This is a genomic window from Cyclobacterium jeungdonense (genome assembly GCF_010994275.1).
Lineage (GTDB): Bacteria > Bacteroidota > Bacteroidia > Cytophagales > Cyclobacteriaceae > Cyclobacterium > Cyclobacterium jeungdonense.
Genome location: NZ_WMCD01000001.1, coordinates 1,140,203 through 1,157,706, shown reverse-complemented (window position 1 = coordinate 1,157,706; position 17,504 = coordinate 1,140,203). Strand labels below are relative to the sequence as shown.

Sequence of the window (17,504 nt, the reverse complement as noted above, 5' to 3'; positions counted from 1 at the left end):
ATGCATCATCACAAACCCCTATTGAATCAGCGGCTCAGCCGCCGGGAAATGTTGAATATTACTCGGTGTGGATTTGGTTCCCTTGCCTTTATGGGCATGTTGGGTTCTTCGTGCAAATCCCGGGACAAGCAATCCATGGATTTTCTTTCTCAGTTGGCCACCACGCCTCACTACGTGCCAAAGGCCAAAAATGTCATCTTTTTGTATATGGATGGAGGGGTTTCTCAGGTAGATTCCTTTGACCCCAAGCCCCGGTTGGCCAAAGAAAACGGAATGGATCCCACTTTTAAAATCGATGCTACTCAATTTAATGATAACGGTAAGATCCTGCAGAGCCCCTGGGCTTTCAAGCGGTATGGGGAATCGGGGATGGCTGTAAGTGAGCTTTTTCCGCACATCGCTTCCTGTGTGGATGATTTAGCGCTGATTCGATCTATGGTTTCCAATTTCCCGGAACATACAAATGCTAATTATTTCTTGCACACCGGAAGCGGCCTTCAGGGCAGACCAAGCATGGGGGCCTGGATCAATTATGGATTGGGGACTGAAAACAGCAATTTACCGGGGTACGTGGTTCTGGACGGTGGATTGGTTCCTCCGGGAGGAGTAGATAATTTCAAAAATGGATTTTTACCTGCGGATTACCAGGCTTCCATAATGAAAACAGGGGAAACGCCCGTTGCCAATATTCAACCCGATAGCAGCATGGCTGCTTTCCAAAAGGATAAATTGGAGTTTATCCAAAAAATGGATGAAAAGGACCGGGAAAAATCGGATGAGGTGGAAGCGGCAATCAAGAATTACGAGTTGGCATACCGCATGCAATCCTCTGTACCGGAACTCAGCGAGTTTGCGTCCGAAACCAAAGCCACCCAAAAGCTTTACGGTTTGTTTGACGAAGACCCCAATACCCGGAGTTATGGGGCACAATGTCTGATGGCACGCAGGCTGGTAGAAAGAGGCGTACGATTTGTGGAACTAACCTGTCCGTATCAGAAGGGGATTGACCGCTGGGACCAACATCATGGGCTAAAGGATGGGCATGAGCGGAATGCCCATGCGGTGGACAGGCCCATTGCCGGGCTCTTAAAGGATTTGAAATCCAGGGGATTGCTGGAAGAGACGTTGGTGGTTTGGTCGGGAGAATTTGGCAGAACCCCCTTTGCTCAAGGTAAAGACGGACGGGATCACAATCCATCTGCTTTCAGTATGTGGATGGCTGGCGCTGGCATCAAAGGGGGGGCCATTTATGGCAAAACCGATGAGTATGGATACCGGGTGGAAGAAAATCCGGTCAGTATTCACGATCTACACGCGACCATACTTCATTTATTAGGAGTAGACCACAAGCAACTGACCTATCATTTTGGAGGAAGGGATTTTCGGTTGACCGATGTGCACGGGAATGTGGTTCGGGAAGTGTTGATTTAGAGTACGTGTTTTCTTTAAATTTTCGCTTTAACCAAGCGGTCCTTATTTATACTCCCCGCTATAAAAACAATGAGGATTGAGGCCACGAACATGATCAAGCTGTAAATAACTACCGGTATAGCCATGGCTGAATTTTGCAACAAGGTAGCAGCGATCATGATGCCTAAGGTACCGTTTTGAATGCCGGATTCGATGCTGATGGCCAATTGTTGCGGGGCTGGAAGTGCCAATAGACGAGCCAAAAGTAGGGATAATCCAAAAGTTAGTATATTCAGAAGCAATGCCACCGGTCCTGCCTCGGCAAAGAAGCTCAGAATTTGGTCCTTTTCATTCAATATAGCTCCTCCCACGACCAAAACAAAAAATAAGATGGAAGCGATGCGAACCGGGCGGTCTGCCCTATGGGCCGCCAAAGGAAAGCGATTTTTAAGCCACATGCCCATGGCCACAGGGACCAACGTTACCCCAGTAATGCGAAGTACGGTGGGGACAAAGGGAAGGGAAACACTCCCTTCCTCCCCAAAATAAGCAATGGAAAAATTGACCAATAGGGGAATGGTGAAAATGGTTATTACAGAACTCATAGCGGTCAGGCTAATGGACAAAGCTGTATCTCCTTTACTCAGGTGAGTGATCATGTTGGAGGTGGGTCCGCCGGGGCAGCAAGCTATGATCATGATCCCCACCGCCATCGTTCCTTCCAGACCGAAACTCAAGATCAAAAAAAAACCGAGTGCCGGTAATAGTACCAACTGACAAAACAATCCCAACACCATGGCCTTGGGATATCTAAAAATGTTTTTAAAGTCGCTAAGGTTTAAGCTCAGCCCCATCCCCAGCATGATAAATGCTAGGGCTAAGGGTAAAAAAGCGCTGGTTATCAGATTGCTTTCCATTTGGGTTTATTTAAAAGTATACTCCTTCCCAAGCTAATCAGGCCATGGGAAATAGAAATTGCTGTCTTAAAAAATAGAAGAACGATCCTTTATAAAGGAAGTGGCCCTTGATGAAAATCGACATGACGTGTAATCTGGATTCAATCAAACAACCTCATTTTCTTCCCGCCTTTTTCAGAAAGTTGTAATGAGATTTTAGGGCTGAAGCGAAGCTTTTGTTTTCATGATAGGGCAAACCAAACTCCAAAGAGGTATTTTTTACTATTCCCGAGATTTGAGGGTAATGAATGTGACAAATTTTTGGAAAAAGGTGGTGCTCCACTTGAAGATTCAAACCACCGCATAAAAACGTGGTCAACCGACTTTTTCTCGCAAAATTAGCTGTGGTTTTCATTTGATGCTCTGCCCAGGCTTCTTCTATATTTTCATTTTCTTCAGGATCGGGAAGTGACGTTTGCTCTACCAGATGTGCCAATTGGAAAACCAGTCCTATTACCAAGCCCATGGCAAGATTAAGTGCCAAAAAGCCAATGAGGAATTGCCACCAGGTAATGCTCATTACCAACAATGGAATGATGATGAAGAGGCTGTAATACATCAGTTTGTAAGAAAAAAGCTTGAAGTATTCTATCCGAGGATGGTTGTTTTCATGTTGGCCGATTTTTTTCTGGAAAAACTTTTTATAGTCTTTCTTAAAAAACCAGGACACAGATGCCAGAGAATACAAGAAAAAGGCATAGATGTGTTGATAGCGATGGATGGGGCGATGTGTTTCCCTTGCAGACACCCTTACCACACCAGGAGCAATCTCCAGGTCACCATCATGGCCCACTATATTGGTGTAGGTATGATGGATTTTGTTGTGGGTGATTTTCCAAATATAAACGTTGGCACCGATGACGTTAAAAAGGAAGCCCAGGGTCTTATTGACCCATGGCTTGGATGAATAGGAACCGTGAAGGGCATCATGGCAAATATTGAATCCAATAAATGCCATGTTCATTCCTAAAGCAATGGCTAAAAGAAGGGAAACCCAGGTAGGAAACACTTCCAGTAAAATGGTGAAGTATAAAACGACAAATGAAACCAGATAGGTAATGGTTTTAAGTACCATGGATCTATTGGCACGCTTGGATAGGCCGTTGTTTATGAAGTACTGTTCAACTCGTTCTTTTACGGTAGTAAAAAAACCGGAACGATTTTTATCAACGAATTTAAGTGATGATGACATACTAATGATTTTAGTCCTTTTTAAAGGATTTTAGTTATTATATAATTAAAACAAAATGGTATTCATAATAATTTAAAAAACTGTAATAGATGAAAAAACATCCTTTTTTGATGTAACCTCTAGTTGTCCTAATTTATAGAACAAGTCATTAGTCTTATTAACGAGGAAGAATAGATTCATGAAGGAATAGTGTTTTTTTTGGCTGCCACAAGCATCGCATCGGCAATCTCCCTGCTTTAAAATTGGAGGGAATAGGACTTTGAGGCCATAATTTGCTTTGAGAAGTTATTCCGGCCAGTAGTAAAGGGATTGGATGTGGGAAGTTTGTTTTTCCGCCAGCACATTTAGATCAATATCCAGCAGGCTTTTATTGACTGTAAGCACCTGATTTTTCATGGTATCGGGAAGTTTTTCGTAGCCATAGAAGGCGCCCAGTATCGCTCCGAGTATTGCTGCAGTGGTATCGTTATCCCTTCCATAATTTACCAGGAAGGTCAAACTGTCCTCAAAGTCAAAATCGGAAACCAGCATGGCAGTTAGCACCTGTAGGTGAATTTCTCCGGCGTGAAAGGGCATGTCTTGTAGGTGCTGGTCAAGTAAGGGAAAGGCTAACTTCATGGCGTTCTCCCTGGAAGAAGACCCACCGGAGAAGTCCTTTTCCAAGGATGTGCCGGTATTCACTGCTCCAGCTATGGAGAGTGCCGTTTGCAGGGCCCGGTAACTGCTTCGTCCGACCAGGCGACTTGTAAAAAAAGATTCCGGGTCTACCGAGCGAAGCACATCCAGTAATTTCGTTTTATCTCCTTTTGCGGTCATGGCGGCAGCAGTCATGGCTGCTGAAAGGGCACTGATGTCCTTGGCATACCCGATATCGTACAAACTTAAGCGGTAGGCCTGTTCATAGGCTTTTTCAGGTTGCCCTGGATACCGGAGACCGATGGCCGGGGAATAGAGCAGCCCTGCGCATACCATTTCTCCACCATAAAACTTCCCAAGTGCTTGCTGGTAGGCCATGAGGTCATTTTCCCTTACCGATAAGGAAACCTTGTACCATTCCTGCAACCAAAATACCCGTAGATTGGCGTATTCCAATGCTTCCATTTCTTCGGGTTTCAGGGATTTGAAATCTTCAAAGTACTTTTCGTATTCACGAATAATATGTAGGGAAAATTCCCGCGGATTCAGTTCGAGGTCATCCTGATTTTCAAGATACTCGAATACCAATTTTTTCCATCGGGTATCGTCTGTGGTACCGCCTGCAGGTAAATTCACCTTCCAAATGCCTTCGGGAGACACTTCCCGTACCATGGAATCCAGGTTATCTACCCAGCCGTACTCCATTTGGATTGCCTCCCTGCTCCACATTTCCGTAGGCGCACCCATCGCATCACCAATGGCACTGCCCACCAGCATTCCCTTTACTTTATCTGCCAGTTCTTCCCGGCTAAGGGGCAAGACATCTTTTTCCGACCCCACTTTTTTTTCTTGTGGATCGGATGCACAAGCCTGAATCAACACCATCAAAATTAGACAAAAAGTTCGATTAAAATTGTTCATGAAAGATAAGTTGGATGGCGTGTTTTGCTAATTTTTCTTTTTCTACCAGAGATAAATCCAGTGGCAATTGGGCCAGTCCAAAAAGCCTGCGGAGAATTTCAACGCCGGTGAAGGCGGCCAGTAAAGATTTTTCTAAGGGATATTGTTGGACGATATGATTAATACCGTTTTTGGGTACCCGTGCCATTTTCAGATGTGCCAACATGACTCCAAGATCAAACTCAGGATCCCCTAAATAGGCAAACTCCGTGTCAATGACTTTCAATCCTTTGGGGCTGGAGAGCCAGCTTCCGGGATAAAAATCTCCGTGGATCAGGTGTTTACCAGGAGAAAGGTACCTTTCTCCCAGAGAGCCGATTTTGTCTATTAGGGTCCTGTCCGTTTTTACTATTTGGGATAATTCCTGCAAGCCCGGTTGGACACCATCCAGATCAAATCCATTTTCTTCCTTAAATGGAAGTTCAAAAATATGCTGGTGGTTCAAGATTCGCATGGCCATGTTATCGGGGAAGTCCGGTTTTGGCAAACCGTGCAGCTCCTTTAAATAATGAAGCAATTCTTCAGCCAACTCCTCTGTAAACAGGGTAGAATTCTTATAAAGCCCCAGAAAGTCTGTCCCCTGTTCAATAAACTCCATGGCCAGAATCCAGTGATCCCGGTCAAATCCCAGTACTATTGGAGCGTAATTTGCCAATTTCTGGTTACTGGCCAGGCACTGGTAATACCTGAATTCAATCCCGGTTCGCTCAGGCGGTGCAGGGACCTGGGGGTATTTGGCGACGAAAGGCCTTGATTGTTTCAATATCAGGGTCCGTTTATCGGTCCTTACGGCCAGTGTAACGTTCATGTTTCCTTCACCGGCTTTTCCACTACTAAGTATTGTTTCGTCCGGATGGATCAAACCCTTTTTACGTAAATGGTCAATTTGATATTGGTCTATTGGTTCGCTTAACAGCATGGATGGCGTTCGTAGGTTTCGAATGTTGCTTACTATTTCAAAAATAGGAACCATATTTGATTCGCACCCATTCATTCTGAAATAAAATCCCTGACAGCTATTCATTCCTAGCCTTAACTGTTCTATTTTTGGGCCATGAGTATTACGAAAAAGGATTTTACCCCGCTTTTGAAAGAATTGGCCAGAGAACTGGACGGAGAATTGCATTTTGACAGTTTGATGAGAACCTTATACGCCACGGATGCCTCCGTGTACCGTTCCTTACCCCTGGCAGTTGCTTTGCCCAAAAATACCGATGACCTAAAAAAATTGATTCGCTTTGCTACGGATCAGGGAACTTCTCTGATTCCACGCACGGCAGGTACCTCACTGGCAGGTCAGTGCGTAGGAGAAGGGATCGTAGTAGATGTTTCCAAATACATGAATCAAGCAATCGAATTCAATAAAAATGAGGGTTGGATTCGTGTACAGCCCGGCGTGGTACGGAACGAATTGAATAATTACCTCAAAGAACACGGGTATTTTTTTAGTCCCATTACCAGCACGGCTACCCGGGCCATGATAGGGGGAATGGTGGGAAACAATAGCTGCGGGACTACTTCTATCGTTTATGGAAGCACCCGTGAACACGTACTGGAACTAAAGGTTTTACTCAGTGATGGCAGCGAGGCGGTTTTCAAATCCCTGACGCCTTCAGATTTTGAACTAAAGTGCAAACAGGATAACATGGAGGGGGCCTTGTACCGGCATATTCGTGAGGAACTTGAGAAACCTGAGATCCAGAAAAATATACGGGAGCACTTTCCGAAGGCCAGTATTCATCGTAGAAATACAGGGTATGCAGTGGATTACCTGCTGGAAACCCAGCTTTTTTCGGACTCCCCTAATCCTTTTGATTTTTGTAAGTTGCTTTGCGGCTCCGAGGGTACCCTGGCCATAACCACCGAAATCAAGATCCACCTGGATCGGTTGCCAGAACCGTTTGATATTGTCGTGGCTGCCCATTTTGAAAGCATCCACGAGAGCATGAAAGCCGCACAGGTGGCGATGAAACAAAGCCCAACGGCGGTGGAGTTGATGGACAAAATCATTCTGGACTGTACCAAAGAAAACGTGGAACAAAGCAGAAATCGCGATTTTGTCGAAGGCGACCCCAAAGCCATACTTATGGTGGAATTCAGGGGAAGAGATATCGAAGAAGCCAGGGCAAAAGGACTTGTGTTTGTGGATGCGTTAAAACAAGCAGGTTTGGGATATGCCTTTCCGGTAATAGGTCCGGATCGGACAGACAGTGCCTGGCAACTTAGAAGTGCTGGATTGGGTTTGCTTGCTAATATTCCAGGAGACAAAAAAGCGGTTGCCTGTATCGAAGACACGGCGGTGGCTATCGAAGACCTGGCAGATTACATCGATGAGTTTGCAGAGATCATTAAGGAATTTGGGCAGGAGCCGGTTTATTATGCCCATGCGGGTGCCGGTGAGATTCATCTTCGGCCCATACTCGACCTTAAAAAGGCCAAAGATGTGGAAGAATTTTACCAGATAAGTGAAGCAAGCGCCAAACTGGTAAAAAAATACAGGGGATCCCTGAGCGGTGAACATGGTGACGGAAGGGTTAGGGCTGCATTTATTCCCATGATGGTAGGACAAGAGAATTACGACCTGTTTAAAAGAGTAAAGGCAACCTGGGACCCCAAGGGGATTTTTAATCCTGGAAAGATAGTGGACGCACCGCCCATGAATACTTCCCTGCGCTACGAACCGGAAATGAAAACACCGGACTTCCCTACTAAGTTTGATTTTAGTAACGTGGGAGGTATTTTGCGTATGGCAGAAAAATGCAACGGTTCGGGGGATTGCCGGAAATTACCGAATTCCGGTGGAGGCACCATGTGCCCCAGTTACCAGGCCACCCGGTATGAAAAGGACACCACCCGGGGCCGTGCCAATACCTTACGCGAATTTTTGACCAACAGCCAAAAGGAAAACCCCTTTGATCACCCGGAAATTAAAGAAGTTATGGACCTTTGTCTTTCCTGCAAGGGCTGTACTTCGGAATGTCCTTCAAATGTGGATATGTCCACCTTAAAAGCGGAATTTCAATACCAATACCAAAAAGCAAACGGAGTGCCCTTGCGGTCCAGGGCTTTTGCCTATATCAATAAATTGAATGGCCTGGGAAGCAGCATACCGGGAATTTCAAATTTTTTCCTCACCAACGCCTTTTTCGGAGGAGGATTGAAAAAATTTCTTGGAGTGGCTTCCGAGCGCAACCTGCCTACCATCAGCAAGCAGTCGCTAAGAAATTGGTACAAAATGGAGTACAGCAAGCTATCCGGTAAGCCTATTTTCAAATCGTTGTATTTTTTCTGTGATGAGTTTACCAATCATAACGATACAGCTACCGGAATTAAGGCCATTACCCTATTACGACGATTGGGCTATGAGGTGAAACTGGTAGATCACGCAGAAAGTGGGAGGGGAGCCATTTCCAAAGGCTTGCTGGATTACGCCCAGAAAATGGCCGAGAAGAATGTTTCGCTTTTCTCTGACCTGGTAAATGCCGATAGTCCTCTGATCGGTTTGGAACCTTCAGCTATTTTAAGTTTCCGGGATGAATATCCTCGCTTGGTAACTAAAGGTCTTCGGGAAAAAGCCAAATCTCTTAAATTTCACTGTGAAATGGTGGATGAATTTTTGGCCAAGGAAATCATTGCTGGAAATATTAGTCCGGAAGATTTTACCTCGGAACCTAAATATGTCCACCTGCACGGGCATTGCCATCAAAAGGCACTTTCATCGGTCAATTATTCCAAAAAGATACTAGAACTTCCTACAAATTATAAGGTAAACGTCATCCCGTCCGGCTGTTGCGGCATGGCAGGGTCTTTTGGGTATGAAAAAGAGCATTATAAGCTGAGCATGCAGATAGGCGAAATGGTTTTGTTTCCGGCAGTCCGGGATTCAAACGAAGATACCCTGATCGCTGCCCCGGGTACCAGTTGCCGGCATCAAATTGCAGATGGCACGGGAAGAAAGGCCCTGCATCCGGTGGAAATTTTATTTGAAGCATTGAAGCGATAATTTTCGCTGATTTAAAGGTAGGAACTAATAGGTTTGGTTAATCTATATATACCAATTCCACTGTTTGACTTTTGGAGGGGCGGAATCATTGGTTGAAGTAATATTTCAGAAATTTTTCTTTTTCAGGAAGGGGATTTTATGCGTCATAATTCGACGGGTAATCATCCTAAAGTCGAAAAGCAAGTTCAAATTAAAAGTGATTTTCTTTATTATCTTATTCAAGCACCTGTAAAAAATATTATTTTACGAATATTTTAAAGTCGGATTTTTGTATTATACTTCCTTAAAAAAGCTACTTATTGTCTTGTTGTTTCATATTCACAAATTGAGACATTTCCTTTTTGCTTAGGGATATTTAAATCGACTCATTTGTAAACGAGTGCCCACTTTCATTTTTAGTCTGAGAGCAATCACTTTTTGAAAACGCTATTAATTACAGTCCAAATGAAAAGAATTTTATTGGTATTTTTTCTACTGGCAGCGAATTTACAATTCGTCTTTGCTCAAGTTGGGATTGGTACAGAAAGTCCTCATACCTCTGCCGCTTTGGAAATACAATCTACCGATAAGGGGTTGCTTATTCCGCGGTTAGTCGAAGCTCAACGAAATAAATTACCGAATCCGGCGACAGGTTTATTGATTTTTCAAACGGATAAGGAATCCGGATTCTATTATTTTGATGGGATATCCTGGATATTATTAAAAGCAGGGGAAAATGTAAATCCCGATTGGGAGGCCAGCGCCGGTGCGGCTGCCATTTTAAACAAGCCTGATTTGGCTGCTGTTGCCCTTTCCGGACAATTTGAAGATTTGGAAAATGTTCCGAACTATTTGACTTTGGAAGACACGGCATCCATGTTATTGCCCTACGTAACCCTACCCAAAATAGCATCTCTACTTAATGATAAGGCGGCACTTGATGATTTAACTGAAGAAGCGGCCAGAGCATTTTTGGCGGAGGAAACCCTTTCCACTTCCATTACGGCCGAAACCGAGCGGGCTGAAGCTGCAGAAGCTGGGATTGTCGCCGACCTGGCCACGGAGTCGAGTGAAAGACAAGCCGCAGATACTGCACTGGAAACAGCTATTGCGACAGAAACCTCCCGTGCGGAAGGAGCAGAAGCAATTATTATTGCCGATCTAACCACCGAAACGGCGGCACGAGCATCCGGAGATGCCACCTTGGAATCCGCGCTGACCACCGAAACGACCGAAAGAATGGCAAATGATGCCAGTCTGGAAACCGTCATTGCGACTGAAACCGCCCGTGCTCAGGCTGCCGAAGCAGAAAAAGAGGATCTGTCCAATAAAAGCACCGACATTACCACGGACGGAGAATCAGATATCAAATACACCAGTGCCAAAGCGGTAAAGGATTACGTGGATGCCTCGGCTTCTGGTAACCAGACGGCGCTGAATGAAGAAATTAACCGGGCGACTGCTGCGGAAGGGGTACTGGAGGCAGCCATAGCAACAGAAACAATCCGTGCAGAAGGAGCAGAGAACCAATTGTCTTCTGACCTGGCCAGTGAAAGCAGCGCAAGGCAGGCGGCCGATACCAATTTAGACTTGGCCATTACGGCCGAAACCGACCGGGCTGAAGCTGCAGAAGCCGGGATTGTCGCCGACCTGGCCACGGAGTCGAGCGAAAGACAAGCCGCAGATACTGCACTGGAAACAGCTATTGCGACAGAAACCTCCCGTGCTGAAGGAGCAGAAGCAACTATTATTGCCGATCTGACTACCGAAACAGCGGCACGAGCATCCGGAGATGCCACCTTGGAAACCGCGCTGACCAGCGAAACGACCGAAAGAAAATCCGCAGATATCACGCTTGCAACCGTCCTGGACACGGAAACGGCCGAAAGAATGGCAAATGATGCCAGTCTGGAAACCGCCATTGCCAGCGAAACAGCTCGTGCCCAGGCTGCAGAATCCGAAAAAGAAGACCTCGCCAATAAGTCCACCGACATTACCACGGACGGAGAATCGGATATCAAATACACCAGTGCCAAAGCGGTAAAGGATTACGTGGATGCCGCGGCCTCGGGCAATCAGACGGCGCTGAATGAAGAAATTAACCGGGCGCTGGCTGCGGAAGGCGTACTGGAGGCAGCCATAGCAACAGAAACAATCCGTGCGGAAGGAGTAGAGAACCAATTGTCTTCTGACCTGGCTGCTGAAAGCAGCGCCAACCAGGCGGCCGATACCAATTTAGACCTGGCCATTACGGCCGAAACCGACCGGGCTGAAGCTGCAGAAGCCGGGATTGTCGCCGACCTGGCCACGGAGTCGAGCGAAAGACAAGCCGCAGATACTGCACTGGAAACAGCTATTGCGACAGAAACAAGCCGTGCGGAAGGAGCAGAAGCGACTATTATTGCCGATCTGACCAGCGAAACGGCGGCACGAGCATCCGGAGATGCCACTTTGGAAACCGGTCTGACCAGCGAAACGACCGAAAGAAAATCCGCAGATATCACGCTTGCAACCGCACTGGATACGGAAACAGCCGAAAGAATCGCCAATGACGCTACTTTGGAAACGGCCATTGCCACTGAAACCGCTCGTGCCCAGGCCGTGGAAGCCGAAAAGGAAGACCTTTCCAATAAAAGCACCGACATTACCACGGACGGAGGATCGGATATCAAATATACCAGTGCCAAAGCGGTAAAGGATTACGTGGATGCTTCGGCTTCTGGTAACCAGACCGCGCTGAATGAAGAAATTAACCGGGCGACTGCTGCGGAAGGCGTACTGGAGGCAGCCATAGCAACAGAAACAATCCGTGCAGAAGGAGCAGAGAACCAATTGTCTGCTGACCTCGCTACTGAAAGCAGCGCAAGGCAGGCGGCCGATACCAATTTAGACTTGGCCATTACGGCCGAAACCGACCGGGCTGAAGCTGCGGAAGCTGGGATTGTCGCCAACCTGGCCACGGAGTCAAGCGAAAGACAAGCCGCAGATACTGCACTGGAAACAGCTATTGCGACAGAAACAAGCCGTGCGGAAGGAGCAGAAGCAACTATTATTGCCGATCTGACTACCGAAACGGCCGAAAGAAAATCTGCAGATATCACGCTTGCAACCGTCCTGGATACGGAAACGGCCGAAAGAATGGCAAATGATGCCAGTCTGGAAACCGCCATTGCCAGCGAAACAGCTCGTGCCCAAGCTGCAGAATCCGAAAAAGAAGACCTCGCCAATAAGTCCACCGATATTATCACCGATGGGGAATCGGATATCAAATACACCAGCGCTAAAGCGGTAAAGGATTATGTGGATGCTTCGGCTTCTGGTAACCAGACCGCACTGAATGAAGAAATTAACCGGGCGCTGGCTGCGGAAGGCGTACTGGAGGCAGTCATAGCAACAGAAACAAACCGTGCGGAAGGAGCAGAGAGCCAGTTGACCGCTGACCTGGTCAGTGAAAGCAGCGCAAGGCAGGCGGCTGATACCAATTTAGACCTGGCCATTACCGCCGAAACCGACCGTGCTGAAGCTGCAGAAGCCGGGATTGTCGCCGACCTGGCCACGGAGTCGAGCGAAAGACAAGCCGCAGATACCGCGCTGGAAACCGCTATTTTGACAGAAACAAGCCGTGCAGAAGGAGCAGAAGCAACGATTATTGCCGATCTGACCACCGAAACGGCTGCACGAGCATCCGGAGATGCCACCTTGGAAACCGCGCTGACCACCGAAACGACCGAAAGAAAATCTGCAGATACCACGCTTGCAACCGCACTGGATACGGAAACAGCCGAAAGAATCGCCAATGATGCTACTTTGGAAACGGCCATTGGCACAGAAACCGCCCGTGCTCAGGCTGCCGAAGCAGAAAAAGAAGACCTCGCCAATAAGTCCACCGACATTACCACGGACGGAGAATCAGATATCAAATACACCAGTGCCAAAGCGGTAAAGGATTACGTGGATGCCGCGGCCTCGGGCAATCAGACGGCGCTGAATGAAGAAATTAACCGGGCGCTGGCTGCAGAAGGCGTACTGGATGCAGCCATCGAAACGGAAACAACCCGGGCCAAGGGAGCAGAGAATCAGTTGTCTGCTGACCTCGCTACTGAAAGCAGCGCAAGGCAGGCGGCCGATACCAATTTAGACCTGGCCATTACGGCCGAAACTGACCGGGCTGAAGCTGCAGAAGCAGGGATTGTCGCCGACCTGGCCACGGAGTCAAGCGAAAGACAAGCCGCAGATACTGCACTGGAAACAGCTATTGCGACAGAAACAAGCCGTGCGGAAGGAGCAGAAGCAACTATTATTGCCGCGCTGACCACCGAAACGGCGGCACGAGCATCCGGAGATGCCACTTTGGAAACCGGTCTGACCAGCGAAACGACCGAAAGAAAATCCGCAGATATCACGCTTGCAACCGCACTGGATACGGAAACAGCCGAAAGAATTGCCAATGATGCTACTTTGGAAACGGCCATTGGCACAGAAACCGCCCGTGCTAAGGCTGCCGAAGCAGAAAAAGAAGACCTTTCCAATAAAAGCACCGACATTACCACGGACGGAGAATCGGATATCAAATACACCAGTGCCAAAGCAGTAAAGGATTATGTGGATGCATCGGCTTCTGGTAACCAGACCGCACTGAATGAAGAAATTAACCGGGCGCTGGCTGCAGAAGGCGTACTGGATGCAGCCATCGAAACGGAAACAACCCGGGCCAAGGGAGCAGAGAATCAGTTGTCTGCTGACCTCGCTACTGAAAGCAGCGCAAGGCAGGCGGCCGATACCAATTTAGACCTGGCCATTACGGCCGAAACTGACCGGGCTGAAGCTGCAGAAGCAGGGATTGTCGCCGACCTGGCCACGGAGTCGAGCGAAAGACAAGCCGCAGATACTGCACTGGAAACAGCTATTGCGACAGAAACAATCCGTGCGGAAGGAGCAGAAGCAACTATTATTGCCGATCTGACCACCGAAACGGCGGCACGAGCAACCGGAGATGCCACCTTGGAAACCGCGCTGACCACCGAAACGACCGAAAGAATGGCAAATGATGCCAGTCTGGAAACCGTCATTGCGACTGAAACCGCCCGTGCTCAGGCTGCCGAAGCAGAAAAAGAGGATCTGTCCAATAAAAGTACAGACATTACCACGGACGGAGAATCGGATATCAAATACACCAGTGCCAAAGCAGTAAAGGATTATGTGGATGCATCGGCTTCTGGTAACCAGACCGCACTGAATGAAGAAATTAACCGGGCGCTGGCTGCAGAAGGCGTACTGGATGCAGCCATAGCAACAGAAACAATCCGTGCAGAAGGAGCAGAGAGCCAGTTGACCGCTGACCTGGCCAGTGAAAGCAGCGCAAGGCAGGCGGCCGATACCAATTTAGACCTGGCCATTACCGCCGAAACCGACCGGGCTGAAGCTGCAGAAGCAGGGATTGTCGCCGACCTGGCCACGGAGTCGAGCGAAAGACAAGCCGCAGATACTGCACTGGAAACAGCTATTGCGACAGAAACAAGCCGTGCGGAAGGAGCAGAAGCAACTATTATTGCCGATCTAACCACCGAAACGGCGGCACGAGCATCCGGAGATGCCACTTTGGAAACCGCGCTGACCAGCGAAACGACCGAAAGAAAATTTGCAGATATCACGCTTGCAACCGCACTGGATACGGAAACAGCCGAAAGAATCGCCAATGATGCTACTTTGGAAACGGCCATTGGCACAGAAACCGCCCGTGCTCAGGCTGCCGAAGCAGAAAAAGAAGACCTCGCCAACAAGTCCACCGACATTACCACGGACGGAGAATCGGATATCAAATACACCAGTGCCAAAGCAGTAAAGGATTACGTGGATGCATCGGCTTCTGGTAACCAGACGGCACTGAATGAAGAAATTAACCGGGCGACTGCTGCGGAAGGCGTACTGGAGGCAGCTATAGCAACAGAAACAATCCGTGCAGAAGGAGCAGAGAATCAGTTGTCCGCTGACCTGGCCAGTGAAAGCAGCGCAAGGCAGGCGGCCGATACCAATTTAGACCTGGCCATTACCGCCGAAGCTGACCGGGCTGAAGCTGCAGAAGCAGGGATTGTCGCCGACCTGGCCACGGAGTCGAGCGAAAGACAAGCCGCAGATACTGCACTGGAAACAGCTATTGCGACAGAAACAAGCCGTGCGGAAGGAGCAGAAGCAACTATTATTGCCGATCTGACCAGCGAAACGACCGAAAGAACCGCCAATGATGCTACTTTGGAAACGGCCATTGGCACAGAAACCGCCCGTGCTCAGGCTGCCGAAGCCGAAAAGGAAAACCTCGCCAATAAGTCCACTGACATTACAACGGACGGAGAATCAGATATCAAATACACCAGTGCCAAAGCGGTAAAGGATTATGTCAATTTGCAACTGAATCCAGTTCTTATTAAAACAGCAGCCATCATAGGAGGAGCAGGATTAAATGCAGATGGCAGTTATTCAGCAAGTAGTAGTGCCAACTATATTGCAGGTGTTTCCTCGCTTTCACAGGCCGATCAAGTGTTGGATGTCATCATTAAAGAGAATAAGGATCTTATAAATTTAAAAGCACCTTTGGCCTCACCTGCGCTGTCGGGTACGCCTACTGCTCCAACCGCAGAAGCAGGGACAAACACTACTCAAATAGCAACAACAGAGTTTGTTACTGCGGCAAATGCAATTAATGCAAGTGGTATTTCTGGTTTAGAGACAGTGATATATGATGGTATAGCGGCTCAGACGCTATCTATAGGTGATTTTGTTGAGGGTGGTGTTGTGTTTTGGGTAGACCCATCAGATAATACGAAGGGCCTGGTATGTGCCGTTGAAGATCAAAGTACTGGTATACAATGGTATAATGGAAGTAATATAACCACAGGAGCAACTGGAACAGAAATAGGAACGGGAGCGGGTAACACCATTGCGATTATAGCTGCTCAAGGGGCCACAGAAATAAATTATGCGGCAGGTTTGGCAAGAGCATATAATGGAGGAGGCTTTACTGACTGGTTTCTTCCCTCAAAAGAGGAAATATTCGAGATGGTTCAAAATAGGGGAATTATTAATGCTACAGCAGGGGCAAATGGAGGTAGCAATTTTAGTGATGGCTCTACCTCCTATTGGAGTTCTACGGAGAGTGGTTCAAACGCTTGGGCAGTGTTTTTCGGCAATGCCCATCAGTCGGTTTTTGGTAAGGCTGATGCGAGAAGGGTTCGTGCTGTGCGTGCTATCAGCAAATCTGCCACAAGTTCTTTGACTGCAATTACGGCGGAACAAGCAGCACAAAATACAGCAATCGATTTAAAAGCAAACATTGCTTCCCCAACCTTCACAGGAACACCAACCTTGCCAACAGGAACCATTGCTGTAACACAAACAGCTGGAAATAATACGACAGCAGTTGCCACAACCGAGTTTGTCACAACCGCAATTACACGTGTTGACGCAGCAGGTTTAGTGAGCATCACAGAAGGCGAAAACACAGGCTATCGAAGAGCAGATGCCGATGCCGCTAATTATGGGGATATTGGTTTGGGTGCCGTGGATTTGAGTCTTTCTGATGGTCCACATTCAGAATATGGAGCTACTGGATATGCTTCCGTAGCAATGGGAGAATATACAATCTCATCAGAATACGGTTCCACCGCAATGGGAGCAAGTACAACCGCATCAGCATTCGGTTCCACCGCAATGGGTCGTGATACAAACGCATCAGGATATACTTCCACAGCGATGGGTCGTAGTACAATTGCATCAGGATATTCTTCCACCGCGATGGGAGTAAGTACAACCGCATCAGCACCTGTTTCCGTAGCGATGGGTTATTTTACAACCGCTTCTGATTATGGTTCTTTAGTTTTAGGGCAGTATAACAATACAGGAAGTGTTGCAACAAGTGCTACTGCTTTTTCTACTTCTGCCCCTGCCCTTGTTATTGGTAATGGTACAAGTTCAACTGATAAAAACGATGCCTTTGTAGTCGATTTTTCTGGGAATGTAACCGCTAGCGGAACCCTAACTGCAGGAGATGTGACCTATACCGGTACAGATGGCACAACCGGGCAAATATTAACAACTGATGGTTCTGGAAATACTTCATGGGTTGCCCCTGCAGCAGCCATAAGAGAAGTCGCTGATGAGTTTAGTGCAACAACATCCCAAACAAGTTTCACCTTAACACAAGCTCCTTCTGTTAACAGTAAAGTCAAAATGTATGTGAATGGTATTCGAATCAGCAATACTGCTTATTCAATTTCGGGGTCTACATTAACTTATATGGCGGCAAATAATGGGAATTATGCGCTGACAACAGGAGATAGGATACAATGTGATTATTATTATTAATTACGGCTCG

Annotated in this window: 7 protein-coding genes; 3 read left to right on the top strand and 4 right to left on the bottom strand. The window is 47.4% G+C overall.

Translation table 11 applies throughout. The features are described from left to right. Window positions 1-1,431 carry a DUF1501 domain-containing protein gene (locus GKS34_RS04440; RefSeq protein ID WP_205602017.1) on the top strand — a complete coding sequence of 477 codons (1,431 nt, stop codon included), beginning with the start codon at window positions 1-3 and terminating at the stop codon, window positions 1,429-1,431. 14 nt (window positions 1,432-1,445) lie between these two features. Here GKS34_RS04440 and GKS34_RS04435 read toward each other — a convergent pair whose 3' ends face one another. The 4 genes from GKS34_RS04435 to GKS34_RS04420 all read right to left on the bottom strand — a co-directional run bounded on the left by GKS34_RS04435 (window position 1,446) and on the right by GKS34_RS04420 (window position 6,127). After that, a complete protein-coding gene (locus tag GKS34_RS04435; protein ID WP_163383575.1) occupies window positions 1,446-2,327 on the bottom strand; it encodes a bile acid:sodium symporter family protein in 882 nt (293 codons plus the stop codon). Between the two features lie 154 nt (window positions 2,328-2,481). Next, window positions 2,482-3,558, bottom strand: coding sequence for a fatty acid desaturase family protein (locus tag GKS34_RS04430; RefSeq protein WP_163383574.1), 1,077 nt, complete (start codon window positions 3,556-3,558; stop codon window positions 2,482-2,484). A gap of 285 nt (window positions 3,559-3,843) precedes the next feature. After that, window positions 3,844-5,115: an ADP-ribosylglycohydrolase family protein gene (locus GKS34_RS04425; protein ID WP_163383573.1), complete on the bottom strand. Its 1,272-nt coding sequence runs from the start codon at window positions 5,113-5,115 to the stop codon at window positions 3,844-3,846. After that, a complete protein-coding gene (locus tag GKS34_RS04420; RefSeq protein WP_240459188.1) occupies window positions 5,102-6,127 on the bottom strand; it encodes a phosphotransferase in 1,026 nt (341 codons plus the stop codon). The genes GKS34_RS04425 and GKS34_RS04420 overlap by 14 nt, the downstream gene beginning before the upstream one ends. A gap of 81 nt (window positions 6,128-6,208) precedes the next feature. Between GKS34_RS04420 and GKS34_RS04415 the strand changes: the two genes are divergently transcribed. Both GKS34_RS04415 and GKS34_RS04410 read left to right on the top strand, forming a co-directional pair. Then, window positions 6,209-9,157: an FAD-binding and (Fe-S)-binding domain-containing protein gene (locus GKS34_RS04415; protein WP_163383572.1), complete on the top strand. Its 2,949-nt coding sequence runs from the start codon at window positions 6,209-6,211 to the stop codon at window positions 9,155-9,157. Between the two features lie 444 nt (window positions 9,158-9,601). Continuing rightward, window positions 9,602-17,494: a phage tail-like protein gene (locus GKS34_RS04410; RefSeq protein WP_163383571.1), complete on the top strand. Its 7,893-nt coding sequence runs from the start codon at window positions 9,602-9,604 to the stop codon at window positions 17,492-17,494. Window positions 17,495-17,504: the final 10 nt, after the last annotated feature.